Below are 25,312 nucleotides of genomic sequence, written 5' to 3'. Positions count from 1 at the left end.
TTTTCGAGGGCAGGCGCGGGGGCCGGCGGCGCGTTTTCCGTAGATGCCGTATTGTGCGCGAACGCCGCCCGGCGAAAGAATCGTCGCCGTGAAGCGATCCACCTTTTCCATCGCGACCGTTGCCGCTCCCGTTGCGCTGCTGGTCGTTGCCGCGATGCTGCGCATCCTGGAGCCTGCGGCCGCAGCGGCTACCGGCGATTGCGGAGTCCCGGTCAGCCAGACCCAGCCGAAGACGAGCGATTGCCTCTACATCCTCAATGCCGCGGTACAGCTTCGCTCCTGCCTGCTGTGCACCTGCGACGTCAACGACAGCAGCGACATCACCGCGAGCGACGCGCTGCTGTGCCTCAAGTTCGCGGTCGGTCAGGACGTCACGCTCCACTGCCCGTCGTGCACCGGTGCAGCAGGTTGCCCCGTCTCGGTGCGCTGGACCACGCGCGGAGGCTTCGGCGCCACCTGCGTGTCGAATGACGACTGCAGCGCCGGAGCCTGCGACACTTCGATCGGGCTGTGTCGAACCGCGAGCGAGCTCGATCTCGGCTGGACGGGCAAAGCGCACGACATCGCGCTCGACGACGGCTCATCGCTGATGCTCTCGATCCTCTGCAACGGCAGCGATTCCGGATGCGGCCAGTGCCAGGTCGAGGGAGTCGATGCGTCCGCCGGCAATTGCCGCTGCGCGAACGACTCGCGCAGCGTCTGCAGCGAGCCGTTCGCGACCGACCACGCGCAGTGCCCGGCCTGCTCCGGCGGAGCGTTCGACGGCCGGTCCTGTTCCGACGACACCGACTGCAACAACGGCGCATGCGCGCTGCACTGCGCGCTGGCACCCGATACCGTCTGCACGACGAACACCGACTGCCCGAAAGACGCCCGGCCCTGCGCCGTCGTCACGCGCTGCGGCAGCGACGCCGGAAAAACCTGCTCCACCAACGCCGAGTGCGCCGGCACCTGTTCCGGCGCCGCCGCCTGCGCCTGTTACGAGGAAACACCGATTCCGGTGGCGTCCGTCGATTTTCCGTTCTGCGTCGTGCCGGAGCTGGTCGCCGACGTCACCGGAACGATCGACGTCGACAGCGGTGCGAGCGGCATTTCGAAGAAGCTCGAGCTGCTCACCTACGAAGGGGACAGCCTCGCGCTGCCCTGCCCGATCTGCGGCGGCTCCTGCACGTCCGGAGGCCAGCCCTGCACGGGCAACGCCGACTGCGGCGGCGCCAATCCCTGCGTGCTCGATGCGACTGCCGGCGACGGTCACCGCGATGGAACATGCATCGGCGGCGCCAACGACGGCCGGAGCTGCGACGTCACGGCAACCAACCGGGCATTCCCTGCGGGTGGCGGCGCCGGCTACAGCCTCGACTGCCTGCCCGATCCGTCGTCGCAGCTCGGCGACTTCGGTGTTCCGGTGCTCGATTTCGAGACCACCGGCACCGCTTCGCTGGCGGGAACTCTTCCGTGCGACCCGTTCACGGGCCGGCTCTGTCCGTGCCTCGTCTGCAGCGGCCACGCGGATCTGGTCTGTCACGCGGACTCCGACTGCGCCGGCGTGAAGAGTTGCGCGTCCGCTTCCGGCCACGCATGCAACAGCAGCCAGGATTGCACGAACTTCGACCTTGGAACCTGCACGGTGCTCGGCAACACGCGCTGCAGCGGCGCGACCGCGCGAACCTGCAGCACCAACTCCGACTGCCAGGGAGTCGATCTCGGTCCCTGCGACGCCTCCACGTGCTCGGCGTCGGGCCCCGGCACGACGCCGCTGCCCAATTCCTGCAGCGGATCGTGCACCGACGAAGGAAACGGCGAAGGAACCTGCTCCGGCGGCCCGAACGACACCTTCTGCGACGGATTGCTGATGGCCGACGGCACCGGCATCCGCGCTTGCGCATCGAATTTCGACTGCAGCGTCGATCGGCTCGGCTTCGACGCCGGTGCCTGCAGCCTCGTCCAGTCGCGCAAGTGTTTCCTCGATCCGATCGTCGCGACGGGCGCCCCCGACCCGTCCGATCCGCTGGTCGGCGCGACGTTCTGCGTGCCGCCGACCTCGAGCATCGGCGCGAACACGTCGATCGGACTGCCCGGGCCGGCCCGCATCCGTCGCCAGGGCTCGCTCGTCGCGCTTTGTGCCGGGGATCCGGCAGCCGTCTACGTTCCCGGCAGCAACTCGTGTCCCTGACCGGGACCGTTGCGGAAGCGATACCCCACGACTCTCCTTTGCGATAGAAAGGCGCCGCCCGCACGTCTGCGCGGCCCTTGTCGAGGAGTTTTGCGCATGTTCGATTTTTCCGATCTCCACGCGCTTGCCGACCTTACGCGCCAGCAGGCCGGCCGAAGGCCGGACGGCGTCGCGCAGGTCTTCGAGGAACGCACGACGACGTTCCGGCAGCTCGACCGGCACGCCAGCCGCATCGCCAATGGCCTCGTCGCTTTCGGCGTCGAGCCCCAGGCCAGAATCGGCTACATGGGCCTCAACTCCGACCGTTTCTTCGAAGTCGTCTACGGATGCTTCAAGGCCAACGCCGTGCTGGTCGGCGTCAACTGGCGACTGGCTGCGCCCGAAATCGTCTATGTCCTGAACGACGCGCGTGCCGAGGTGCTGTTCGTCGGCGCCGAGTTCCTCGAAGTCGTCGAAAAGATCCGCGGCGAGCTTCGGACCGTGCGCCACATCGTCGCGATCGACGGCGCTCACGGGTCCTGGCCGGAGTTCGCATCGTGGAGAGACTCGCAAAGCGATGTCGACCCGATGCTCGGCATCGCGCCGGACGACGACGTGCTCCAGCTCTACACCAGCGGCACCACCGGGCATCCGAAAGGAGTGCAGCTGACCAACGCGAACTACATCGCGTTCTTCGAGCTTGCGCAGAAGGCCGGCTGGGCCGACTACGAGGCGGGCGATTCGAACCTCGTCGCGATGCCGAACTTCCACGTGGCCGGGGTGAACATGGGCCTGGTGACGACGGGCCAGGGTGCCCGCGCCGTGATCATGAAACAGGTCGAGCCGCGCGCCGTGCTCGATTTCCTCGTTCGCTACCAGATCAACAACATGTTCCTGGTGCCGGCCGTCATCCAGTTCCTGCTGCAGGTGCCCGGCGTGGAAAGCCACGACTTCTCGTCGCTGCGACACGTTTTCTACGGGGCTTCTCCCATCTCCGAGGATGTGCTTCTGCGCGCGACGAAGCTCTTCAACTGCTCATTCACGCAGCTTTACGGTCTGACCGAAACGGTCGGCGCGGGCACGGCGCTGGACGGACCGAGCCACGATCCTTCGCTCGGCAAGCTGCGTTCGTGCGGGCGCGCCTATCCGGGTTTCGAGATCCGCGTTCTCGGCGCGGGCGGCCAGGCGCTGCCGCCCGGCGAAGTGGGCGAGATCGCGATCAAGTCGCCGACGGTGATGAAGGGATACTGGGGCAACCCCGACGCGACGGCGACCTCGATCGTCGACGGCTGGTTCCTCACGGGCGATGCAGGCTACTTCGACGATGATGGCTACCTGTTCATCCACGATCGCGTCAAGGACATGATCGTTTCCGGTGGGGAGAACATTTATCCGGCCGAGGTCGAGAACGCGCTGATGAGTCATCCGCAGGTTGCGGACGCTGCGGTCATCGGAGTGCCGGACAAGAAGTGGGGAGAAGCGGTCAAGGCCTGCGTCGTGCTCGAAACGGGCGCCACTCTCGGCGAGGGTGACATCATCGCGTACTGCAAGACACGGATCGCAGCGTACAAGTGCCCCAAATCGGTCGATTTCCTCGCGGCGTTGCCGCGCAATCCGTCGGGCAAAATCCTGCGCCGCGAGTTGCGCGAGCCGTACTGGGCCGGTCTCGAGCGTCGCGTGAACTGAGCGGCGGAGGCTGCGCCGTCGCGGCAAGCCGTTGCCGCCGGCTTCTCGGCGCTACTCCCGCGTGCTATGTGGTGGCGGACCGCCGCGTGCGCACCACCGTGCGCACCACGTGGATGGATCCGTGATGGCGCGCAGGCTCGTTTTCCTGTTCGTGGCTCTCGCCGCCGGCGCCGCCGCTGCGTTCCTGCTGCGTCCCGCCGGCCGTCCCGCCGATCATTCCTATCCCGGCGACAACGTCCTGTTGATCTCGGTCGACACGCTGCGTGCCGACCGTCTCTCCAACTACGGATACAGCCGGGCGACGTCTCCGTCGATCGATGCGCTCGCGCGCCGCGCGATCACGTTCGAACGCGCGTACGCACCGCGCGGCATGACGTGGCCGTCGCTGGCGACGATGCTGACGTCACTTGCGCCGTCGACGACGAACCTGCGCTGGAACGGCCAGTACCTCGACCCCGAGGTTGCGACCGTCATCGGTCTCGCCCACGACGGTGGCTACCGGACCGCGGCTTTTACCGGCGGGAGCGTCTGCAACCTGGCCAGGAGCAGGGAAGAGTTCGACGAGAGGCAGTGCGGCGACGACGTCGCGATCACCAGGGCGGCGATCGAATTCTTCCGTGCGAACGCCACCGGCAGGTTCTTTGCCTGGGTGCACCTGATGGCACCGCACGCGCCGTACAATCCTCCGGCGGCGCACGACCTGTTCACGCGCAAGGACTACGCGGGGCCGGTAAGTCGCGAGCGCGTGTTCCTCGACGGGATCGTGCTGCGCCAGGCGGACCTTTCGCCGGACGACCTGGCCGAGGTCAACGGACTGTATGACGGGGAAGTGCATTTCGCGGATGCGCAGGTCGGAGCACTCATGGCAGCGCTCGAGCAGGAAGGCCTGGCCGCGCGTACGGTGGTCGTCTTCGTCGCCGATCACGGCGAAGACCTCTGGCAGCACAACCGCTACCTCTACCACGAGTGCTCGATCTACGAATCGGTGCTGAGGATTCCGATGATCGTGGCGCTCCCGGACGGAGCCGGCGCCGGCACGCGCGTCTCGCGCATCGTCGCGATGGCCGACGTGACACCGACCCTGGCGAAGCTGGTCGGGCTGCCGCTGCTCTCGTCGTTCGAGGGAAAATCCCTGCTGCAGCAACCGGGCGGTGGCGACGCCCGCGCGGCTGACGGCGGTGACGCCATCGCATCGAGCGAGTGGTACAGCGCCGATTCGCACGAATCGATGCAGACGGTACGCACCAGCCGCTGGCGCTACATCAGCAACCCGGACGGCATTACGCCCAAATGCGCGCCCGAGGGCGACTACTACAAGGTCGCCCGCGAAGAGCTGTACGACCACTCGGTGGATCCGGACGAGAAGCACAACGTCGTGGCCGAGCATCCCGAGCTGGCCAAGGCGCTGTCGACACTGACGGCGGCAACGCGCGCCGCCTCGCCGGATTCCGCTCCGGCCGTGATCGACGAGAAGCTCAAGGGTGAGCTTCGCTCGTTCGGTTATCTACAGTAACTCGGCGCGCGTCTTCGACAAGCACGGCAGGCCGGGCCCGGACGCAGTATCGGGGCGTCCCCGGGGCACGGGCCTCGCATGGCGTTCTGCCGCGCGGCGGTCGAGAGCCGGGGCGCGAGCATCCGGGTGGAAGAATGAGCCGGGCGGCAGCCGCTTCGTCTAAGACTCCCGCTGGCAGGCGCAGCCACGCGCCCCCGGCTGTGAACTGGCGCACGTTTGGCTCCGACGGGTAGCCCCAGCGGTGATTGTTCGCCGGCGGTTTTTGTCGTAGCGTCGGTTCCGTTTCGGTTTTCCCGCGCCGTCGTGCTGCAAGTCACGAGTCGTGATTGCCCGGTGCGATGCCCCGACAGGAGCCTGCATGAACGTTTCTTCTTTTGTGCGCTGTGGTCTCGTTGCCGCCCTTGTCACTGCCGGCGCGTGCAGCACCGCCGGAGTGCGCCCCCAGCAGGAAGCAAAGCCGGCGGGCCTTCCGCGACCCCAGCGCATTCTCGTCAGTGACCTTGCGACCAGGGAGTCGCAGGTGAACCCCAACAGCAGCGTGACCGCGAATACCAGGGCGAAGGCCCAGGGAAAATCTCTCAACCAGCGCAAGGAGGCCGTGGCGAAGGAGGCCGTCGACGCATTCGGCGACGACACGGTCGAAGGCCTGCGCAAGCTCGGCTTCGATGCGACGAGGGTGGCGCGCGGTACCGAGCCCGGGCGCGGGGAGTTGCTGATCGACGGCGAATTCATCGACATCAACGAGGGCAGTCGCCTGCGCCGCGTCGTCATCGGCTTCGGTTCCGGCAAGTCGCGCATCGATGCGCAGCTGCAGGTCTACCTCGGTCCGGATCGCGAGAAGCTCGTCGATTTCTCCACCCACGCCGACAGCGGAGAGCTGCCGGGCGCGGCGGTGACGATGACGGCCGGCGCCGTCGTCACCGGTGGAGTAGCTCCTGCGGCCGTCGCGACGAACGCCGCCATCGGTGGCATCAAGGTCCATCGCAGCGCGACCGGAAACCTCGCCGGCCGAAGCGGGCAGCAGGCGGTGAAATACCTGTCGGAGTACTTCGCGAAGCAGGGCTGGATCGCGCCCGAGAAGAGCGAGAAAGCAAAGCGCGAGTAGTCACTGCCGTCGCGCGATCGCGGCGCAACCTGCTAGGCGTCTATTTTCGGATGCGCTGCCCAGTACGTCGCGGCGCCGCGCGTCCAGTCGGGACCGTTGCCCCAGTCACCACGGGTGCGTTTTTCGTTGTGGGCCGGATCGTGCTTCGCGCGCGCGGCCGCATAGTCCTCGGTGGCGCGCATCGCCGCCGGCATTGCCCAGTAATCTTCCTCGAGGCACCACTTTCCGCCGCCCGCGTATTGCAGGATCGTGATTCCCGGGAAATCCAGCACGCCGTGTCCCGACGGATGATCGCGACGGTTCTGCATGTAGACGACGACGCGCCCCGACGGATCGGCCAGGTGCCACTCGTAGACCGTGTACAGCTCGCCGTACTGCGCCATGATCGGCTTGATCCACTGGCGGATCTCTTCGCGACCGTTGCGGTTGCCGAGCACGTGCTCGACGTAGAGTGCATCCTCGGTGAACAGATCCGCCCACGCGTCCCAGTTCTCTCCGACTGCACCGGTGCGCCAGTAATTGCGAAACGCTTCTTCGACTTCGGCAATGGGCCAGCTCGGCATGGGGGAGTTGTAGAGGCCAGGCAAAGCCAGGTCCAGTGGCGATGTCCCGTCCTCGCGCGCTGCGCGCGAGGACGGCGCGACGTTGCGGAAAAAAACCGTCGTCGAGCAGGGCGCACCGTCCGGCATCAGCGCATAACCCGGAATGACCCCGACCGGTTGCCAGCCCAGGCGCAGATAGAGACGTTCGGCATCGGCGCCCGTGACGGTGTCGAGCACGAGAAGGGTCTTTTCCCCGGCAAGAGCGGCCTGCTCGAGCCCGTGCATCAGTGCTGCCGCCACGCCGCGGTGCCGCGCGCGCCGATGGACCAGCAGCTTGGTGACGTCTGCCCGGTGGGGCTGGTTTTCCGGCAGCGACCACACCAGCTGCACGGTGCCGATGATGCCTTCGCCCGGCTCCTCGGCAACGAGCAGCGCACGCTCGCCCGCCGCGACGCCTGCGACCGCTCGCTGCCAGAACGCTTCCGCCTTGTCGCGCGCCAGAGGGAAGAGGAATCCGACGGAGGCGCCGCCATCGACGCAGTCGACGAGAATGCGGGCGAGCGCCGGCACGGCTGCGGCAGCTTCGCGCTCGTCGAGCCGGCGGATGCGGAGCGCTGCCGTCGTCATGGGTTGCCTCCGTCACCGGCAACGACGACCGCATAACGCGCGCTCCTGCGCGACGCATTGCGGAACGTCGTCGGGCGATCCAGTCGCATCGCAAGGCAGTCGCCTTCGTGAAGCACGAAGGTGCTGTCGCCGACGATGACCTCCATCGCTCCCTCGAGCATCCAGACCTGCTGGTCAACGGCGCTGCCGCGCGCGATGTTGTCGAAGCTGACGCGACGTCCGGGCGGGAACGTGACTTCGGCAATCGCGAGCGGTGACGCAAAGCCGGGAGGCGAGATGCTGCGTCGCAGGTAGCCGGACTCCGGGTCCTTCCACACGACCTGGTTGGCGCGTTGGGAGAGCGGCGAAGGGGCGGGCCCCGGCGCCTCGTCGGCCAGCAGTGCCGCGAGCGGAACGCCCAGCCCGTCGGCGAGCCTGGAAAGCACCACGGCGGTGGGATCGCTCTCGGCGCGCTCGACCAGCGAGATCATCGAGCGGCTGACGCCGCTGCGCCCGGCCAGTTGCTCGAGCGAATAGCCGCGCCTGGCCCTGAGAGCGCGCAGCGTGGCCGCAATGCGTTCCCGGATCTCCATCGTGATCCAGTATAGCGGAAACTAGCATCCAGTCTAATAGAAGATCGACTTCCGGCCTGCCGGACCGCGGGCGACCCGGGATTCGCCTCTGGTGTAAACCCGGCGCGGGAGTTATCCGGGAGTGTCGCGGCGCGCGCGGGCCACCAGAATCCGCGTTGTCCGGCCGCAGGGGGAGAAGCCCATGAACGCATCGCTTCGCCAGGTCCTGCTTCGTGCAGGAATTTCGGCCGCCGTCGTGATTGCCGCCAGCCCGAGCGCTCATGCGCTCGAGAAGTGCAAAGCCAAAATCGACAAGAAGACCGGCATCATTTACGTCGACGCCGGCGGTATCGCCGGTCCGCTGCTGTGGGGCGCGTATTCGGGCGCCGAGGAGAATCCGTTTTTCAACGACGCGACCTGCATCGCCGGCGACATCGCCAAGGCTTGCCAGATCCAGGACCCGTCGTCGCTCGGGTCGAAGACTCCTCCGGCCGGCTGCTCGATCTATCTCGACGACGGAGTCTCGACGCCGTGCTCGGTTTGGCTGCCGAGCTGCACGCCCGGAGTGCGGCTGTCCGATGAGCAGGGTCTTGTCGACGGAGCGCACCTGGCGCCCGATTCGATCGGCTCCGCGAACGTCGCCGACGGCTCGCTGACCGGCGCCGACGTCCAGGACGGCTCGCTCACCGGCACCGACATCCAGTCCGGCTCCATCACCGGCACCCAGATCGCCGACGGATCGATCACCGGTGCCGACATTTCCGACGGAACGATCACGGGCACCGACATCGCTGCCTCGACGATCACCGGCTCCAACGTCTCCGACGGCTCGCTCACCGGCGCGGACCTTGCCGCCGGATCGATCGGCTCGAACGAGGTTGCCGACGAATCGCTGACCGGGAGCGACATCGAGGACGGGTCGCTCACCGGCTCCGACGTGCAGGACGAGTCGCTCACCGGCGCCGACATCCAGGACGGCTCGATCGGCAGCAGCGACGTCGACGACACGCAGGTCCAGCTTCGCCTTTCGTCGGGCTGCGCCGCGGGCTCGGGCATCGCCGGCGTCGCCGACGACGGAACCGTGACCTGCTCGCCGTTTTCCGCGACGACGACGACATACGGTGGCGGCTCGACTCCGACGTCGTCGATCGCGTTCCTGACGACATTCGCGTCGGCCAGCGTCACCAGCGGCCAGCAGGTGCAGGTGACTGCGAGCAAGGCGTTCGGATCGACGAACGTCGGCGGCGGTCAGAACCTGCGCATCTACCCGTGCTACCACCTGTCGGGTGATCCCGGCCCTCCAAGCACGCTCGGCAACGGCATCTTCGACCTGCGGGTGCCGCAGGACACGCGCGTGACGTTCTCGGTCAGCGGCACCTTCCCGTCCCTCGCGACCGGCCAGTACGAGTTCGGCATGTGCGGCTACGAGAACGGCCTGGTCGGTCCGAGCTCGTGGAACAGCAACGACCAGGGCTACGTCAGCGTCGTCGTGATGTAGGGAGCCGATGCCCCGCATGTCCGGTTCGCGCGTTGCCATCGCGGTTGCGTTTGTCGCGGGCGGCGCGCTGACGCTGCTCGTGGCGACGCAATGGACACCGTCCATTTCCGCAGGTGCGCCGCCGTCGCCGCGTCACCGACGCGCCGACGACGCCGTCGCCGCTGCGCGCACCGACGCGGCCGCTGCGCATCAGGACGCGCTCGCACCTCAAGCCCAGCAGGCGATCCTCCGCGCGATCCGCCGCGCCCGGACCGATGCCGCCGGCGCAATGGCCGCGCACAAGCAGCTCGTCGTCGAGCGTTGCTGGAAGCCGTCGGTGGCTTCGTCGCCCGATCCGGCGAGCATGCGCCTCGTCTACGATGTCACGTTTTCGCCGGACGGAAGGCAGATTGCGCGCGGCATCGACGAAGATCGCGAGCGCGCCCGCGCCGACGTCGCGAAGTGTGCGGCCACTCTTCCGCTCGCGATGAAAATCCGTCCGCCGGGGCGCAGCGTGCGGCTGCAGCTCGTGATGGACCTTCCGTAGCGCGGCGCGCGATCACGACCCGGAGCGACGCTGCGCGAGTCAGGGCTGCGACCCGATCAGCACTTCGTCCAGGTACTTGCGGATCTGCTCCGGAGCGGGAGCGACCGGCGTGAGCCGCCCCTGGCTCAGCTCCGATGCGCAGTGACCTGTCTCGAGCGTTGCCGGAGCCAGCGATCCCTGCTTCAGGCTCCGCACCTCGATGCTGCCTTCGAGAGCGCAGATCGTATCGACGCCGGTATCGCCCCACAGCGTCGTGCCGCGCACTCCGGCCACCGCGCTCGGCGTCGACACGTCGTAGCGGCTTTCTCCGCTGCCCGTCCATTTCGTCACGTGCATCCAGAACTTTCCGACCAGCACGCGGATGCGGCCGCTGCGCGACCGATCGTCGATCACGAGCTCATCGAGACTGGCGCGAGTGCTCGGCCCGATCGCGAGCACCGAGTCGTCTCTCAGCTTGAGGCTCATTTTTCCGATTGCGCCGGTCTGGATGCCGTCACCGGCTACCAGCGAGTCTCCGGCAGCGGCGGCGGTGCTCGCACCGCCGTGCACGACGTACGCCTCTCCTTCAATTGCATCGATTGTCGCCATCGTGGCGATTACCGCCTCGGTGCTGCCGCCGGACGGAGGCTGGCTGCACGATGCGAACAGGAGGGCCGGCAGCGCGAACCAGAACAAAAGCGGGCGCAGCGGTGCGCGCGATCTCAAATCCTGCGTCATGCGGACATCCACGGAGTGGGACACAGAGTATCAGGTTTGGGCGCGGGAGACGCGCCGCGGGCTGTGACCCTGTCCGAAGGTCCGGCCGGCCGGCGGCTGGGCCGCCTGCGCCGCCGTATGCGGGAAATCCCTTTGGTACCGCTGCGTTGTCGCACGGGGAACAAAGCCTCGCCCCGGGAACCGACCCGCACAGCTCCGACGTCGACGTCTACTCGTACAGCGGCTCGATTCGCGGTGCAGGCGGAAACTTCGATCTCGCCCCACTGTACCACGACGCGCTGTATGCGCTGACGGATCGCTCCGAAGCGACGGTGGGCCCAGTCCTGTGGCCGCTGCCGTCCACCGGACCGAGCACGAAGTACCGGTTCACGCAGAGCATGGAGGGCGCCGAGCCGGGCACCGGCAACTACGTCACCGACAAGGATTCGGCGACGATTACCTGCATCGAGCCGTGAGGTCGCAGCGGACGTCCCCCATCGGCGGCTTGGCAGGAGGCATGGCTGTCTGGGGCGGCCACCTGCAATTGCGCGGCAATCGAGGCCGCCCGCGCAATCGGCGGCCCCAGGAGTTGACGGCGCCGCTGCGCGGGAGAAGCATCGTCGCAGGATTGTCCATGCGTGCCGTTGCCCTCGTTGCTGCCTGCGTTCTTCTGGCGTTTTCCGCGCCAGCCCTGGCGACCTGCGGGGACGCCGACACGGATGCCGCGGGAGTCGCATCGGTCGAATCGAGCGTCCCGGCAACCTGCAACTGCTGCAGCTTCCACCGCGGCGCACCGTACCTTCGCTGCGTTCGCGGCGTCGTGATGACGGCCATCGATGAAGGGCTGCTCTCGCGCTCGTGCCGCAGTGCCGTGATGACCGAGGCCAAGGCGACCTGCCTGTCGGCAACGAGCGGCGGCACCGCGACGTGCACGAGCTGCGGAAGCGACGCCGACTGTGCCGCCGGGTTCTTCTGCCAGTGCCCCGTCGCGACCTGCGACACCGCCGGCGGTACCTGCACGCAAAAGCCGCAGGTTTGCCCCGATGTCTACGCTCCGGTGTGCGGCTGCGACGGCAAGACGTACCCGAACGACTGCTGGCGCGAGGCCGCCGGAACCTGCTCTTCGAGGCCGGGTGACTGCAGCACGACGCCGGGATGTTTCGACACGATCGAAGGCCTCTGCACGGGCGCGGCGTGCTCGCCCGGGGTGCCGTGCCCGGAGCCCAATCAGCTGTGCACGCCGTCGTGCGCGTCGTCGGTCACGACGACGACCACCACGTTGCCGCAACCGCCGCCGACGTGCGCGACCAACGCCGACTGCGACGATTCGAACGGCTGCACCGTCGACATCTGCAACGGCGGAGTCTGCGAGCACGGCTGCATCTGCGTCAGCGCCGGCACGACCACCTGCTGCGCGGGACCGGCTGCGCTTTGCGTGTCGTGCATTCCGTTCTTCCAGGAAGGCTGCACGCAGACGTCCGACTGCTGCGAGCCGTGCGACCTGCTGCACAAGGCCCCTTGCGCCGTCTGCATCAGCGGCCAGTGCGTGGGAGCCCCCTGAGATTCAGTCCGAAGTTGCGCCCGTGGCGGCTTCCCCGGCAGCGAGCCATTCGTCGAGCAGGGTCCAGGACACGGCCAGCACGACGGGGCCGACGAAAAGCCCGAGCACACCCATCGCAAGAAGGCCGCCGATGACGCCGATGAAGATCAGCGCGAGCGGCAGGTCGGCGCCGCGGCGGATCAGCACCGGACGCACGACGTTGTCGACCAGTGCGCACAGGATGCACCAGCCAAGAAACACCGCGAACCACGCGACGGGTTCGTTCATCCAGACCCAGATGACGGCACCGATGAGCACCGGCACCGGCCCGATCTGCGCGATGCTCAGCACGAAGCAGACGGCGATGAGGATCGCTGCGAAAGGAATGCCGGCGACGAGGAAGCCTGCGGCGACCATCGCCGTTTGCAGCAGTGCGGTGACGACGACGCCGAGCGCGACTCCGCGCACGGCCTGGGCCGCCAGGTGCGCCGCGCGGATGCCCTGCTCGCCGGCAAGGCGCGCAGTGAAGCGCTCGATCTCGGCGGCCGCTGCCTCGCCCTGCACGTACAGCACGGCGGCGATGATCGCCGTCAGCAGGAACTGGCCGATGACGAGCGCGATGCTGCCCACCTCGGCTGCGATCCACAGCGCCGCCGCCTGCCCGTAGGGCGCAAGCTGGGCGGCAATCTCCTCGTGGGTGAGCGAAGCGTAGTGGCTCCAGCGCGCCGCAGCCTTGGCACCCACGACCGGAATCGATGCGAGCCACGGTGGAGGTGGAGGGATCGTCACCGCAGCCAGCGATTTCGTCCACTCGACGACGCTTGCGCCGTGGCTGACGAGGGCGGTTGTGCCGAGGATGAGCGGCACCAGCACCAGCATCAGCAATAGCGCCGTCATCGTCGCGGCGGCCGGGCCGCGCCTGCCGCCCATGGCACCCTCGAGTGCCAGCAGCAGGGGCCAGGTCGCGACGACGATCGTCGTCGCCCACGTAAGCGCCGCCAGGAAAGGCTGGAGGATCCAGAAGCTCGTGACGATCAGCAGGCCGAGGGCCAGGATCTGCAGTGTCGAACGCGTCAGCTCGCCTGCCGGACGATGTGCCATCGCTTGCTCGCACGGCAGGATGCCTGCCCGTGCCGGTCGAGTGTGCGCATGGCCCGCCGATTTCGCGAAAGGTCGCGCTGCACCGGCCGCCGGCGCCGGCCGATCCGGCGCCGGGCGCCCCCCGCCCCGTCGCGGCGGCGCCGCAAAACGGATCGGTTCACGGAAAAAATGCGAGGGAACGGCAGTGGTGGGGCCCCACGCCGCGACTCCAGCGACTGCGCGCGTTTCGCGCGCTCCTGGTGACGGGCGCCGCACGCAGCGCGACGCGGAACGCCGGCAACGACCGCGGCGACCTACAGAAAGAGCTTGACTGCCGAGCGCTCCGGGGCCTAGAAGCCCGTGTTAGGACGACTGTCCTAATCCTGCCGCCGCCGCGCAATGTCGCTGGCCGCCGGGACTCGGGTGAAAAGGGTCTCATGAAGATCGGTCGCATAGGAATCTGGCATCACCTCGACGCGCTGCCGGCCTCGCGCGCGCAGCACGCGGCGCGCGAAGTCGAGGAGCTGGGCTACGGCGCGTTGTGGATCCCGGAGGCGCTCGGAAAGGAAGCCTTCTCGCACGCGGGGCTGCTGCTCGCTGCAACCAGGCACCTGGTCGTCGCGACCGGCATCGCCAACATCTGGGCGCGTGATGCGATGGCGATGGCTGCGGCGCAGAAAACCCTCGGTGAAGCGTATCCCGGTCGCTTCCTGCTCGGGATCGGCGTCAGCCACCAGCCGCTGGTCCAGGGACTTCGCGGCCACGACTTCCGCCAGCCGTACGCGTTCATGCGCCAGTACCTCGATGCGATGGATTCGTCTCTTTACGCGGGCGCCGCTCCTGCGTCCCCCCCGCAGCGCGTGCTCGGTGCTCTGCATCCGAAGATGCTCGCGCTGTCGGCCGAGCGCGCCGACGGCGCGCATACGTATTTCGTGACACCCGAGCACACCGCGCGAACGCGGCGCATTCTCGGTGCCGGCAAGCTGCTCGCCGCCGAGCAGGCGGTGGTCCTCGACGAGAACCCCGAATCGGCGCGAAAGATCGCGCGCCTGCACATGCAGACCTACCTCGGCCTGCCCAACTACGTGCGCAACCTCGAAAGCCTCGGATTCGGCCCCGCGGACGTCGCCGACGGTGGAAGCGACCGGCTGGTGGATGCGATCGTCGCGTGGGGCGACGTGGCGAGTGTATCGCGGCGCATCGAGCAGCACCTTGCCGCCGGCGCCGACCATGTCTGCATCCAGGCACTGTCCGCCAGTCCCGACGAAGTGCCGGTCGGCCAGTGGCGGGCGCTGGCGGCAGTGCTCATCGAAAAGAAAAATCCGGACCGCTGATCTGCAACGAAACGCTGCCCGTCACGCGAAGAACGCGAACGAACGTCGACCGAGCCACGATCGCCAACAAAGAAAGAGAGGAGAACGACATGAAGATCTACACCGACGCCGTCGGCGCCCCGAATCCGAAGAAAGTGCGCGTGTTCTGCGCCGAAAAGGGCCTGAAGATCCCGTACCACAACATCGACATCATGGCCGGCGAGAATCGCCAGCCCGAGTTCGCGAAGAAAAACCCGCTGATGGGGCTGCCGGTGCTCGAGCTCGACGACGGAACCCACCTCACCGAATCGCTGGCGATCATGGAGTACCTCGACGAGCTGCATCCGGAGGTGCCGATGATCGGAAAGACGCCGATCGAACGGGCGCGCGCCCGCGAGACCGAAAGGATCTGCGAGCTCGGCGTCATGGCGATGATCGGGACCATCTTCCAGAACGCGAGCCCGTTCTTCGCCGGACGCGTCAAGCAGTCGGCCGACGCTGCCGACAATGCGCGTGCGCGGCTGGCGTCCAACCTGGCGGTGCTCGATGCGCGTGTCGGCTCCAGTGCGTTTCTGGCCGGCTCGAAGCCGTCGATCGCCGATTGCACGATGTGGGCCGCGTTCGCCTTCTCGTCGTTCGCCGGCGTGCAGTTCGATCCGGGACTCAAGAACATCCACCGCTGGCACGGCGAGTTCCAGAAGCGCCCGAGCGCAGCGGCCTGATGAAAGCGCGGGCGGCGCATACGGCGCCGCCGGCCGCGCGCCGCAGGCCGAGGGCCACGAGTGCGCCGCCGCGGGCTGCCGATCCGGCCGCGGCGGCGCGTTCGGCATCGCCTGCGACGCCGGCGGATGCAGCGTCGCGGGCGTCGCCGGCAGAGGAAAACAGCCGTTCGCGCATGATCCGCAGCGCGATCGAGCTGTTCCGCGAGCACGGCTACAGCGGCACGGGCCTGAGGGAGATCAACGCGCACAGCGGCGTGGCGCGCGGGGCGATCTATCACCATTTCCCGGGCGGCAAGGCCGAGCTGGCCGAAGAAGTGCTCGTCGCGACGGGACAGATGGTGAAGCAGGGCCTTGCGATGCTGGCTTCGAGCGGCGACGCGGTGGCGATGCTCGACGGCTTCGTTGCAGCGTGGAAGCAGAACCTCGCGGCGACCGGTTATCGTGCCGGTTGCTCGGTCGTCGCGATCGTCGCCGAATCGAGGCGCGACGCTCCGCAGCTCGCGCGTACCGCCGCGCGGGTGTTCGCGTCGTGGAACACCGTGATCGCCGGTGTGCTGGCCCGGCAGGGTGTAAAACGCGCGGAAGCGCGGCGCCTGGCCACGCTCACGGTTTCGTCGATCGAGGGCGGCGTGATTCTTTGCCGGGCCGCCGGCGAGGCGCGCGCCCTGGACGAAGTCGGAAGCGCGCTTCGCTCGATGTACCGGGCAGCGATCGAAAGCGTGCAGGGCAGCAGGAATCCCATCGCCGGGCCGCACGCGGCGAAGGTGCCACGGCGCGCATCGCGCACGCAAAGCAATGGAACGACCATGAATCCGAAGACCGCCAAAGGAGGAACCCGATGACCGGAATCACCGCCCTGCTCCTGTTCGCCGCCTGGACCCTCGTGCTGATGTCGATCTACGTCGGCTACCGCACCGCGATGGTCATGCGCGGAAGTAACGCCGCTTCGTGGACGCGCGGCGGCCAGACCGAGATTCCCGCGCTGGTTCGCCGCGCCGAGCACGCGCACATGAACTGCGTCGAGAACCTGCCCGTCGTCGCTGCCGTCGTGTTGTCGGCGTACGTGCTGGGCAAACCGGGTGTTGCCGATGCGTCGATGGCGTACGTGCTCTATGCGAGGGTCGCACAGAGCGTCGTTCACGTGGTCGGCGTTAACCACGTGATGGTGCAAGTGAGGGCTGCGTTCTTCACGATCCAGATCCTGCTGATCGCGCGAATGATCATCGCGCTCGTCGCCTGACGGACGCCGGCGCGCAGCGCGAGGAGGGTAGAGCGATGTCCGGATGCACCGCTGTCGTTTCGGGAGTTGGGCCGGCCAGGGGTCTCGGCGCTGCGATCGCGCGGCGATTTGCGCGCGAAGGCTTTCGCGTCGTCGTGATCGGCCGCTCGTCGGAGAAGCTGGCCACGGCCGTTGCGGAGATCCGCGCCGCCGGAGGCGTCGTTCACGAAGTCGTCGGCGACGTCACCGACGAGGAACTCGTGCGATCGGCGATTGCCGCTGCGGACGCGGCCGAGGCGCCGCTGGAGGTCGCGGTTTTCAACGCGGGCGGCAACTGGCCGATGGGCTTCCTCGCGATGGACCGGGAGTTCCTCGAAGGCATGTGGCGCACCGGCGCGCTCGGCGGATTTTTCTTCGCGAAGGCGGCGCTCGAGCGCATGCTGCCGCGAGGCCGCGGCACGCTGCTGCTGACCGGCGCGTCGGCCTCGCTTCGCGGGCGCGCAAATTTCGGCGGGTTCGCGCAGGCCAAGGCGGCGCTGAGGGCGCTGGCCCAGTCGGCGGCGCGGGAATTCGGTCCCCAGGGGATCCATGTCGGCCATGTCATCGTCGACGGCATGATCGACGGCGACCGCGTCAACACGTTTCTTCCGCACGCGAAAGCGGAGAAGGGAGCCGACGGCATGCTCGATCCCGATGCGATCGCCGACAGCTTCTGGATGCTGCACTGCCAGCAGCGCAGCGCGTGGACTCACGAGATCGACGTGCGGCCGTGGACGGAGAGCTGGTAGATCGAAGCGAACCCCGGTTGTCGCGGGCCACGTTCTGGCCGGTTACCGCCGCCGCCGCGCGCGTCGCGCTTTTTGGGAATTCCGATCGATCCGGGAAAGCGCGCGCAGGTGCCGGTTTCGCCTCTTCGGCCAAATTCGCTACACCGCGGCGATGATTCGCTGCTTCGTCTTCTCTCTGCTCCTGGCTGCTGCGGGCTGCTCGTCCGGAGTCACCGCACATCTGGACTCCCTGTACGGCAAGGCTGATCCGGCCCGTTTCGACACCGGGTCCTCTTCCGCCGCCGCACGCGCGGCGTGGGAGAAGGTGCAGCCGGTATTCGCAGCTCGTTGTGTCGTCTGCCACGCCTGCTACGACGCGCCCTGCCAGCTCAAGCTCTCCTCGTACGACGGGATCACCCGCGGCGGCACTACCGAGCAGGTCTACGCGCTGCGCCTGCTGGAAACGGCGCCGACGCGACTCCACGTCGACGCGCTGAGCAACCGCCAGTGGCGCGAGCGTGGTTTTCATCCGGTGCTGAACGAGCGCGCATCTTCGACCCAAGCCAACCACGCGGCGAGCGTGATGTGCCGGCTGCTCGATCTCAAAAGGCGGCACGCGCCGGAGTCCGGGATCCTTCCTGCCGATCGCTACGATTTTTCGCTGGACCGCGCCCAGCAGTGCGCAACGATCGAGCAGGTGGACGAGCTCGAAAAAGACCTCCCCGAGCTCGGCATGCCGTTTGGAATGCCCCAGCTCAGCGAAGCGGAGTACCGCACCCTGGTCGGCTGGGTCGAGGCCGGTGCGCCTTACGCGCCGCCTCCCGCGCTGCCGGACGCGCAGCTCCGGCACGTTGGCGAGTGGGAGGCCTTTCTCAACGGAGACAGCCTGAAAGAAAAACTGATGAGCCGGTACATCTTCGAGCACTGGTACCTGGCCCACCTCTATTTCGACGATCTCGCGCCGGGCGAATACTTCGACCTGGTGCGCTCGAGCACGCCGCCGGGCACGCCGATTCGCATCATCGCGACGCGGCGGCCTTACGACGATCCGGGCGCCGGGCGCATCTACTACCGCCTGCGTCGCGTCGAGGACACGCTGGTCGTCAAGACGCACATGCCGTATGCGCTCGATGCCGCCAGGATGAAGTGGCTGCGCGGGCTTTTCCTCGATCCCGACTACCAGGTGACGAGCCTTCCGTCGTACGAGCCCGACGTCGCGTCCAATCCTTTCGTCGCGTTCCGCGAGCTGCCGATCCGTTCGCGCTACCGCCTGATGCTCGAGGAAGCGCAGTTCACGATCATGAACTTCATCAAGGGGCCGGTCTGCCGCGGCCAGGTCGCGCTCAACGTGATCGACGACCTTTTCTGGGTCGTCTTCGTGAATCCGGAGGCCGAGCAGCTCGAGCTCGGCGCCGACGACCTGGCCAAAGTGCTCGATCGTGTCGTGCTGCCTGCGGAGGACGCCGACTCTCTGCCGCTGCTGAAGTGGAAGAAGTACTCCCGCTCCGAGACGTCGTACCTGCAAGGAAAGACCGACTTCCTCAATGCACACTTCGGTCCTCGCCACTCACCCACTCTCGGCCTGCTGTGGGACGGCGACGGCAAGAATCACAACGCCGCGCTGACGGTGTTCCGTCACTTCGACAGCGCCACGGTGGTCCAGGGCCTCCTCGGCCAGCCGCAGACGGCGTGGGTGGTGGGTTATTCGCTGCTCGAGAGGATCCACTACCTGCTGGTGGCCGGCTACGACGTCTATGGCAACGTCGGCCACCAGGTCACGACGCGGATGTACATGGACTTCCTGCGCATGGAGGGAGAGTCGAACTTCCTCGCGCTTCTGCCGCTGGCCAGCCGCGACGCTGTGCGAGACCACTGGTACCGCGGCGCCAGTGATGACGTGAAGCAGTACCTGCAGGGCGAAAAGGCGTTCTTCGCGCACGAAACCGGCATCACCTACCACGCGGGCGATCCGTTGCCGCAGCTCTACTCGATGATGCAGAAGAAGCTTGCCCCGGTGCTGGACCACCGCTACGACCTGCCGATTCGCGGCCTGCCGCGCACCGAGCGCGCCAGCCTCGCGCGCCTGGGATCGCTGCACGGCGAGGGGACGTCGATCCTTCCCGAGGTGACTTTCCTCACCGTCGTCGTCGCCGGCGGCCAGGAGCACCACTATACGCTGCTGCACAACAACGCGTACTCGAACATCTCGCAGATGTTCAGCGGAGAGAAGAACCGGCTGCCGGCCGAGGACACGGTCACTGTCGTCGAGGGATTCCTCGGCGCATATCCGAATGCGTTCCAGGTCGTCGATGCCGCCGACCTGCCGGCATTCGCCGATGCCGTGGCCGCCCTGCACGACGAGAGCGGTTACGCTGCGCTGATGGCCCGTTTCGGGATCCGGCGCACCGATTCGCGCTTCTGGCCGGTCAGCGACGCTCTGATCGCCGCGTATCGCAGGAGCGCGCCGATCGAAGCAGGGCTGTTCGACTACGGGCGCTACGAGAACCGCTGAGAACGGGCGGGCGCTTCGTCCACGATGTCGTCCTGGTCCGACGCGAACGTCGCACACGGGGCAGACAGCAGCGCGGCCACGAGAACGGCGAGGATTCTCGGCATCGACGGACCTCCGGGAACGATCGCTGCGGGTTTCCCAGACCGCGTGGGGTTGTCGCCAGCACGCCGGATTTGCCTCGTCCGGGTGTACCCATGCGGAAAAAAGCGCGAACGCGGGTGAGGCCCGTCTTGTCGGCCGCTGCGGCGCGCGCAAGCATGACGCTCCGGATTTCATGGAGAGAGGCATCGCACAGGAAGAGTTCGCGCGTCAGCACAACTCGCGCGTGCACGGAGAGCTGCTCGAGCAGGCCCGCGCCGTCAACCACGCCCAGGCGGATTTTCTCGCGCTGCTGGCCCACGAGCTTCGAAACCCGCTCGCCGCGATTTCCAGTGCTGCCCAGCTGCTGGCGGTCGCCAGGAGCGACGAGGAACGCACGCTTCCGGAGTCGGTGATCCAGCGCCAGGTCGCGCACCTGGCCCGACTCGTCGACGAGCTGATGGACACGGCCCGCGCCAGCGCGGGCGACATCGCGCTCGAACGGCGGCCGGTGATTCTCGGCGAAGCGGTCGAGCGCGCTCTCGACCTGTTGCGTGCCGGCATGAATCCCGCGTGGCACGTGATCGAAGTCGACGCCGACGAAGTGAGCGTCGATGCCGATCCACAACGCCTCGAGCAGATCGTCCTCGAGCTGGTCGGCAACGCGATCAAGTATACGCCGGCGGGGCGGCGCATCCGCATCATCGTTCGCGACGAAGGCGAGAAGGCCTCGTTGCGCGTGGAAGACGAGGGAGTCGGCATCGCGCCGTCGGCGCTGCCGAAGATCTTCGGCCTCTTCGTGCAGAGCCAGAGGACGGCCGACCGCGTCGCAGGAGGCCTCGGCATCGGACTTACGCTCGTGCGCATGCTCGTCGAGCTGCACGGCGGCAGCGTCGAGGCGTCGAGCGAAGGTCCGGGGCGCGGCAGCGTGTTCACGGTGCGCCTTCCGGTCGCCGACGTCGCCGGCACGGCACCGTCGTACGGTCCCGCACCGTCGGCCACTAGCCGGCGCATCCTGATCGTCGAGGACAACGACGACGCGCGCCAGATGTTGCGCGTTCTTCTCGAGCGACAAGGGCACGAAGTGTTCGAGGCGGCCGACGGCGCCGAAGGACTGCGAATGGCGATCAACCTGCAGCCCGACCTGGCGTTCATCGACATCGGCCTGCCGATCTTCAACGGCTACGAGCTGGCGCGACTGATTCGCGAGTCGACGGGCTCGGGTCGCCTGATTGCGCTTACAGGTTACGGACAACCCGAGGACCGCCAGCGCTCGCGCGGGGCGGGTTTCGACGATCATCTCGTGAAGCCGGTCACGCCGCGGCGCCTGCTCGACGTTCTTGCGAAGGCGGAGGACGACGAGGCTGGGGGTGAGCGCTGGACGGGCGAGCTTCCCTAGAACTTTCCAATTGCGGCGCGGCAGGGTCCGGACGCCGGGGGCCCGAGCCTTGACGAAACTCGGCGTCGGCGCCAGAGGAACCCCATGACTGCAATAGCCAGCCGCCCGGCCCCGGCCGAGGTGCAGGACCTCGACCGCCTTTGCATCGACACGATCCGCACATTGGCGATGGACGCCGTGCAGAAGGCCGACTCCGGTCACCCCGGAACGCCGATGGCCCTTGCCCCCGCCGCCTACGTGATGTGGACGCGCGTGCTTCGTTACGATCCCAAGCATCCGAAGTGGCCCGACCGCGACCGTTTCGTGCTTTCGTGCGGCCACGCCTCGATGCTGCTGTATTCGACGCTCTATCTTACCGGCTACGAGATTTCGCTGGACGACATCGAGCAGTTCCGCCAGTGGGGATCGATTACGCCTGGGCATCCGGAGGTCGGCCTCACTCCCGGCATCGAAGTGACGACGGGGCCGCTTGGCCAGGGCGTCGGCAATGCCGTCGGCCTCGCGATCGCCGAGAAGCTGCTCGCCCAGCGCTTCAACCGTCCGGGACACGACATCGTGAACCACAAGACGTGGGGCTTCTGCAGCGACGGCGACCTGATGGAAGGCGTCGCTTCCGAAGCAGCGTCGCTGGCGGGTCACCTCGGCCTCGGCAATCTCAATCTGCTGTACGACGACAACCACATCACGATCGAGGGCAACACGGCGCTGGCGTTCGGCGAAGACGTAGCGCGGCGCTTCGAGGCGTACGGCTGGCACGTGACGCGAGTGGCCGACGCGAACGACATCGCCGCTCTCGAGCGCGCCTGCCGCGAGGCCGCCGACGAAACGACGCGCCCGTCGCTCGTCATCAGCCGTTCTCACATCGGCTATCCCGCGCCGCACAAGATGGACACCGCCGACGCGCACGGCTCGCCGCTCGGCACCGAAGAAGTGCGCGAGACCAAGCAGGTGCTCGGCTGGAATCCCGACGAATCGTTCGTCGTGCCTGACGCCGCGCTGGCGCACTGGCGGCGCGCCGGCGAAGCGTCGGCAGCAAATCGCGAAGACTGGAAGAAGCGCCTGGACGCCTATTCGAAAGAATTCCCCGGCCTTGCCCGGGAGTTCGAAGACACGATGGCGGGCAAGCTTCCGAAGGGCTGGGACGAAGCGATTCCGTCGTTCGCCGTCACCGACGCAAAGAATGGCCAGCTCGCGACACGCAAGGCATCGGGAAAAGTCCTCTGTGCGATCTCGTCGCGCTACCAGGCCCTTGCCGGTGGCTCGGCCGACCTTGCGCCGTCGACCGACACCCTGGTCCCGGGCGAAGCCGACTTCTCTCGCGAATCGAGCGGGCGCAATTTCCACTGGGGAGTGCGCGAGCACGCGATGGGAGCTGCGCTCAACGGCATGGCGGCGCACGGCGGCGTGCGGCCGTTCGGCGCGACGTTCTTCATCTTCTCCGACTACATGAGGCCGTCGGTGCGGCTGGCCGCACTGTCGGAGTTCCCCGTCATCTACGTGTGGACCCACGACTCGGTCGGTCTCGGCGAGGACGGGCCCACCCACCAGCCGATCGAGCACCTGGCCTCCCTTCGCGCGATGCCCGGCATGACGCTGATCCGTCCGGCCGACGCCAACGAGACGGCGCAGGCATGGAAAGTCGCGATCGGGCACACGCACGGGCCGGTGGGCCTGGTGCTGACGCGCCAGAACCTGCCGATCCTCGACCCTGCCCGCTATGCGAAAGCAATGAAGGTCGAGCGCGGTGGCTACGTATTGTCGGATCCGCCGAAGGGAAAGCCGCGCGTGATCCTGATCGCGACCGGCTCCGAAGTTTCGGTGGCGCTGGAGGCCCAGGCGCTGCTGGCGAAGAAGAAGATTCCCGCCCGCGTCGTTTCGATGCCGTCGACGACGCTGTTCGATGCCCAGTCGTCGAAATACCGCGACAAGGTGCTGCCGCCTTCCATTGAGGCGCGCGTGTCGATCGAGGCGGGCTCGACGTACGGCTGGGACCGCTACGTTGGCGGCGCAGGCGCGTCGATCGGCATCGACCGCTTCGGTGCATCGGCGCCGGGCCCGGTCAACATGAAAAAGTTCGGCCTCACCGCCGACAACGTCGCTCGGCGGGCCGAAAAGCTCGTGCGGGCGAAAAAGTGAACGTCGCCCTCGCAAGCGACCACGCAGGATACGACCTCGAGAAGGAACTGGTCGCGCTGGTTCGCTCGCTCGGCCACGGCGTGATCGACTTGAGCGAAGCTGCGCCCGAACCCGACGACGACTATCCCGATTCTGCGCGCGCCGTCGCGCTGGCGCTGCTTCGCGGCCAGGCCGAGCGCGCCATCCTCGTCTGCGGCTCCGGCGTCGGCGCGTCCATCGCCGTCAACAAGGTTCCCGGCGCGCGCGGCGCCGTATGCCACGACACGTTCTCGGCGCGCCAGGGCGTCGAGGACGACAATGCCAACGTCCTGGTCCTCGGTGCCCGCGTGATCGGCACCTTCCTGGCCAGGGACGTCGCGACGGCGTTCCTCGGCGCGAAATTCTCGAACCTGCCGCGTCACGTGCGGCGTCTGGACAAAGTTGCCGGCCTCGAGCACGACGCGCGTGCCGGCATTTTCGAACCGGTGAGGTGACAGCCATGTCGAATCAAAGAAACCCGCTCTTTCGTCTCAAGGACTTCGGCGTCTCCGTCTGGTGCGACGAGCTGAGCCGCGACATGATCCGCGGCGGAACGCTCAAACGGCTGATCGAGGAGAAGGCGGTCGTCGGCGTCACCTCCAACCCGTCGATCTTCCAGAAGGCGTTATCGGAAGGCGATGCCTACGACGCCGATTTCCAGCGCATGGTGGCAAAAGGCCTGTCGAACGAGGAGATCTTCGATGCGTTCGCGGTCGAGGACATCCGCGAGGCCTGCGACGTGCTGCGACCCGTCTACGCGGCCACCGGCGGGCACGACGGTTACGTCTCGATCGAGGTCAATCCGCTGCTTGCGTCCGACACGGCTGCGACGATCTCCGAGGCCGAGCGCTACCACCGCGAGATCGACCGTCCCAACCTGATGGTCAAGATCCCCGCCACCCCCGAAGGAATCCCGGCAATCCGCCGCATGATCTCGATCGGCAAGTCGATCAACATCACGCTGATCTTCTCGGTGGAGCGTTACGCCCAGGTTGCGGAAGCCTACCTTTCCGGGCTGCGCGAGTTCGTCGACGCCGGCGGCGATCCGGCCACGGTCGCGTCGGTCGCGTCGTTCTTCGTCTCGCGCATCGATACCGAGGCAGACCATCGTATCGACGCCGCGCTGGCCAGGGAGAAAGAGCCGGCGCGGCGGCGCCGCCTGCAGTCGCTCAAGGGCGCCATCGCGGTGGCCAATGCGAAGCTCGCGTTCTCGAAATTCCACGAGCTGTTCAGCGGGCCGCGCTGGGAAACGCTCGCGCTGCGCGGAGCGCGCGAGCAGCGCTGCCTGTGGGCGTCCACGTCGACGAAGAACAAGGCCTACTCGGACATCCTGTACGTGCAGCAGCTCATCGGAGGCCCGACCGTCAACACGATGCCTCCGGCGACGATGGACGCCTATCTCGACCACGGTCATCCCGAGGAGACGCTGACCCACGGCATCGAGCAGGCGCAGATGGACATCGCGGCGCTGGCCGAGTTTGGCATCGACTTCTCCGACATCACCGACAATTTCTCGATGACGGACGGTGTCCAGAAGTTCGTCGATGCGTACCGCAAGCTTCTCGACGGGCTCGAGGCCAAGCGCGGATCCCGGCGTAGCGCGGCGGCGGGCGGCTGACGACGCGGCGGCGG

The 25,312-nt window shown here is 67.5% G+C and carries 22 protein-coding genes and 1 pseudogene; 18 read left to right on the top strand and 5 right to left on the bottom strand.

Going from position 1 to position 25,312, the window contains the following annotated elements:
• Nucleotides 1-88: 88 nt before the first annotated feature.
• From VGK20_17820 to VGK20_17805, 4 genes are all read left to right on the top strand, one after another.
• Nucleotides 89-2,173 carry a hypothetical protein gene (locus VGK20_17820; protein ID HEY2775904.1) on the top strand — a complete coding sequence of 695 codons (2,085 nt, stop codon included), beginning with the start codon at nucleotides 89-91 and terminating at the stop codon, nucleotides 2,171-2,173.
• Nucleotides 2,174-2,269: 96 nt separating this feature from the next.
• Nucleotides 2,270-3,838: a long-chain-fatty-acid--CoA ligase gene (locus tag VGK20_17815; protein HEY2775903.1), complete on the top strand. Its 1,569-nt coding sequence runs from the start codon at nucleotides 2,270-2,272 to the stop codon at nucleotides 3,836-3,838.
• A gap of 124 nt (nucleotides 3,839-3,962) precedes the next feature.
• Complete coding sequence (locus tag VGK20_17810) at nucleotides 3,963-5,351, top strand: sulfatase (protein HEY2775902.1); 1,389 nt, start codon at nucleotides 3,963-3,965, stop codon at nucleotides 5,349-5,351.
• Nucleotides 5,352-5,709: 358 nt separating this feature from the next.
• Nucleotides 5,710-6,456, top strand: a complete 747-nt coding sequence (locus VGK20_17805; protein ID HEY2775901.1) for a DUF4410 domain-containing protein — start codon at nucleotides 5,710-5,712, stop codon at nucleotides 6,454-6,456.
• A 32-nt stretch (nucleotides 6,457-6,488) separates the two neighbouring features.
• Here the strand turns inward: VGK20_17805 and VGK20_17800 are convergent, their stop codons facing one another.
• The 3 genes and pseudogenes from VGK20_17800 to VGK20_17790 form a co-directional block, all read right to left on the bottom strand.
• Nucleotides 6,489-7,019 (bottom strand): nuclear transport factor 2 family protein, encoded by a 531-nt coding sequence (locus tag VGK20_17800; GenBank protein HEY2775900.1) that lies wholly within the window; start codon nucleotides 7,017-7,019, stop codon nucleotides 6,489-6,491.
• 78 nt (nucleotides 7,020-7,097) lie between these two features.
• A pseudogene (locus VGK20_17795) lies at nucleotides 7,098-7,625 on the bottom strand (GNAT family N-acetyltransferase).
• A complete protein-coding gene (locus VGK20_17790) occupies nucleotides 7,622-8,197 on the bottom strand; it encodes an XRE family transcriptional regulator (protein ID HEY2775899.1) in 576 nt (191 codons plus the stop codon). Before VGK20_17790 ends, VGK20_17795 begins: the two are co-directional and overlap by 4 nt.
• Nucleotides 8,198-8,378: 181 nt before the next feature.
• Here VGK20_17790 and VGK20_17785 point away from each other — a divergent pair, with 181 nt between their 5' ends.
• A complete protein-coding gene (locus VGK20_17785; GenBank protein ID HEY2775898.1) occupies nucleotides 8,379-9,674 on the top strand; it encodes a hypothetical protein in 1,296 nt (431 codons plus the stop codon).
• A gap of 16 nt (nucleotides 9,675-9,690) precedes the next feature.
• The gene (locus tag VGK20_17780) at nucleotides 9,691-10,200 is read left to right on the top strand and encodes a hypothetical protein (GenBank protein HEY2775897.1); all 510 of its coding nucleotides are present in this window, start codon (nucleotides 9,691-9,693) and stop codon (nucleotides 10,198-10,200) included.
• 39 nt (nucleotides 10,201-10,239) lie between these two features.
• Here the strand turns inward: VGK20_17780 and VGK20_17775 are convergent, their stop codons facing one another.
• Nucleotides 10,240-10,917, bottom strand: coding sequence for a FecR domain-containing protein (locus tag VGK20_17775; protein HEY2775896.1), 678 nt, complete (start codon nucleotides 10,915-10,917; stop codon nucleotides 10,240-10,242).
• 146 nt (nucleotides 10,918-11,063) lie between these two features.
• Between VGK20_17775 and VGK20_17770 the strand changes: the two genes are divergently transcribed.
• Both VGK20_17770 and VGK20_17765 read left to right on the top strand, forming a co-directional pair.
• Nucleotides 11,064-11,372, top strand: a complete 309-nt coding sequence (locus VGK20_17770) for a hypothetical protein (GenBank protein HEY2775895.1) — start codon at nucleotides 11,064-11,066, stop codon at nucleotides 11,370-11,372.
• Nucleotides 11,373-11,530: 158 nt separating this feature from the next.
• On the top strand, nucleotides 11,531-12,457 hold the full coding sequence (locus VGK20_17765; protein ID HEY2775894.1) for a hypothetical protein: 927 nt from the start codon (nucleotides 11,531-11,533) through the stop codon (nucleotides 12,455-12,457).
• 3 nt (nucleotides 12,458-12,460) lie between these two features.
• On the opposite strand, the gene VGK20_17760 is transcribed toward VGK20_17765, so the two are convergent.
• The gene (locus VGK20_17760; GenBank protein ID HEY2775893.1) at nucleotides 12,461-13,537 is read right to left on the bottom strand and encodes an AI-2E family transporter; all 1,077 of its coding nucleotides are present in this window, start codon (nucleotides 13,535-13,537) and stop codon (nucleotides 12,461-12,463) included.
• A 416-nt stretch (nucleotides 13,538-13,953) separates the two neighbouring features.
• Here VGK20_17760 and VGK20_17755 point away from each other — a divergent pair, with 416 nt between their 5' ends.
• The 10 genes from VGK20_17755 to tal all read left to right on the top strand — a co-directional run bounded on the left by VGK20_17755 (nucleotide 13,954) and on the right by tal (nucleotide 25,298).
• On the top strand, nucleotides 13,954-14,850 hold the full coding sequence (locus VGK20_17755) for an LLM class F420-dependent oxidoreductase (GenBank protein HEY2775892.1): 897 nt from the start codon (nucleotides 13,954-13,956) through the stop codon (nucleotides 14,848-14,850).
• 89 nt (nucleotides 14,851-14,939) lie between these two features.
• A complete protein-coding gene (locus tag VGK20_17750) occupies nucleotides 14,940-15,551 on the top strand; it encodes a glutathione S-transferase family protein (GenBank protein HEY2775891.1) in 612 nt (203 codons plus the stop codon).
• Nucleotides 15,552-15,724: 173 nt separating this feature from the next.
• Nucleotides 15,725-16,393, top strand: coding sequence for a TetR/AcrR family transcriptional regulator (locus VGK20_17745; GenBank protein HEY2775890.1), 669 nt, complete (start codon nucleotides 15,725-15,727; stop codon nucleotides 16,391-16,393).
• The gene (locus VGK20_17740) at nucleotides 16,390-16,791 is read left to right on the top strand and encodes an MAPEG family protein (GenBank protein HEY2775889.1); all 402 of its coding nucleotides are present in this window, start codon (nucleotides 16,390-16,392) and stop codon (nucleotides 16,789-16,791) included. Before VGK20_17745 ends, VGK20_17740 begins: the two co-directional genes overlap by 4 nt.
• Nucleotides 16,792-16,826: 35 nt before the next feature.
• Nucleotides 16,827-17,558 carry an SDR family NAD(P)-dependent oxidoreductase gene (locus VGK20_17735; protein ID HEY2775888.1) on the top strand — a complete coding sequence of 244 codons (732 nt, stop codon included), beginning with the start codon at nucleotides 16,827-16,829 and terminating at the stop codon, nucleotides 17,556-17,558.
• Between the two features lie 151 nt (nucleotides 17,559-17,709).
• Nucleotides 17,710-20,049, top strand: a complete 2,340-nt coding sequence (locus VGK20_17730) for a fatty acid cis/trans isomerase (GenBank protein HEY2775887.1) — start codon at nucleotides 17,710-17,712, stop codon at nucleotides 20,047-20,049.
• 274 nt (nucleotides 20,050-20,323) lie between these two features.
• Nucleotides 20,324-21,526, top strand: coding sequence for an ATP-binding protein (locus VGK20_17725; protein HEY2775886.1), 1,203 nt, complete (start codon nucleotides 20,324-20,326; stop codon nucleotides 21,524-21,526).
• 84 nt (nucleotides 21,527-21,610) lie between these two features.
• Complete coding sequence (tkt, locus tag VGK20_17720; GenBank protein ID HEY2775885.1) at nucleotides 21,611-23,662, top strand: transketolase; 2,052 nt, start codon at nucleotides 21,611-21,613, stop codon at nucleotides 23,660-23,662.
• A complete protein-coding gene (locus VGK20_17715; protein ID HEY2775884.1) occupies nucleotides 23,659-24,135 on the top strand; it encodes an RpiB/LacA/LacB family sugar-phosphate isomerase in 477 nt (158 codons plus the stop codon). The genes tkt and VGK20_17715 overlap by 4 nt, the downstream gene beginning before the upstream one ends.
• A 5-nt stretch (nucleotides 24,136-24,140) precedes the next feature.
• Nucleotides 24,141-25,298: a transaldolase gene (tal, locus tag VGK20_17710; GenBank protein HEY2775883.1), complete on the top strand. Its 1,158-nt coding sequence runs from the start codon at nucleotides 24,141-24,143 to the stop codon at nucleotides 25,296-25,298.
• Nucleotides 25,299-25,312: the final 14 nt, after the last annotated feature.

The sequence above is a fragment of the Candidatus Binatia bacterium genome (genome assembly GCA_036493895.1).
Taxonomy (GTDB): domain Bacteria; phylum Desulfobacterota; class Binatia; order UBA1149; family CAITLU01; genus DATNBU01.
The sequence above is the reverse complement of the archived record's forward strand: the minus strand, read 5'-3'. Positions and strand labels throughout refer to the sequence as shown.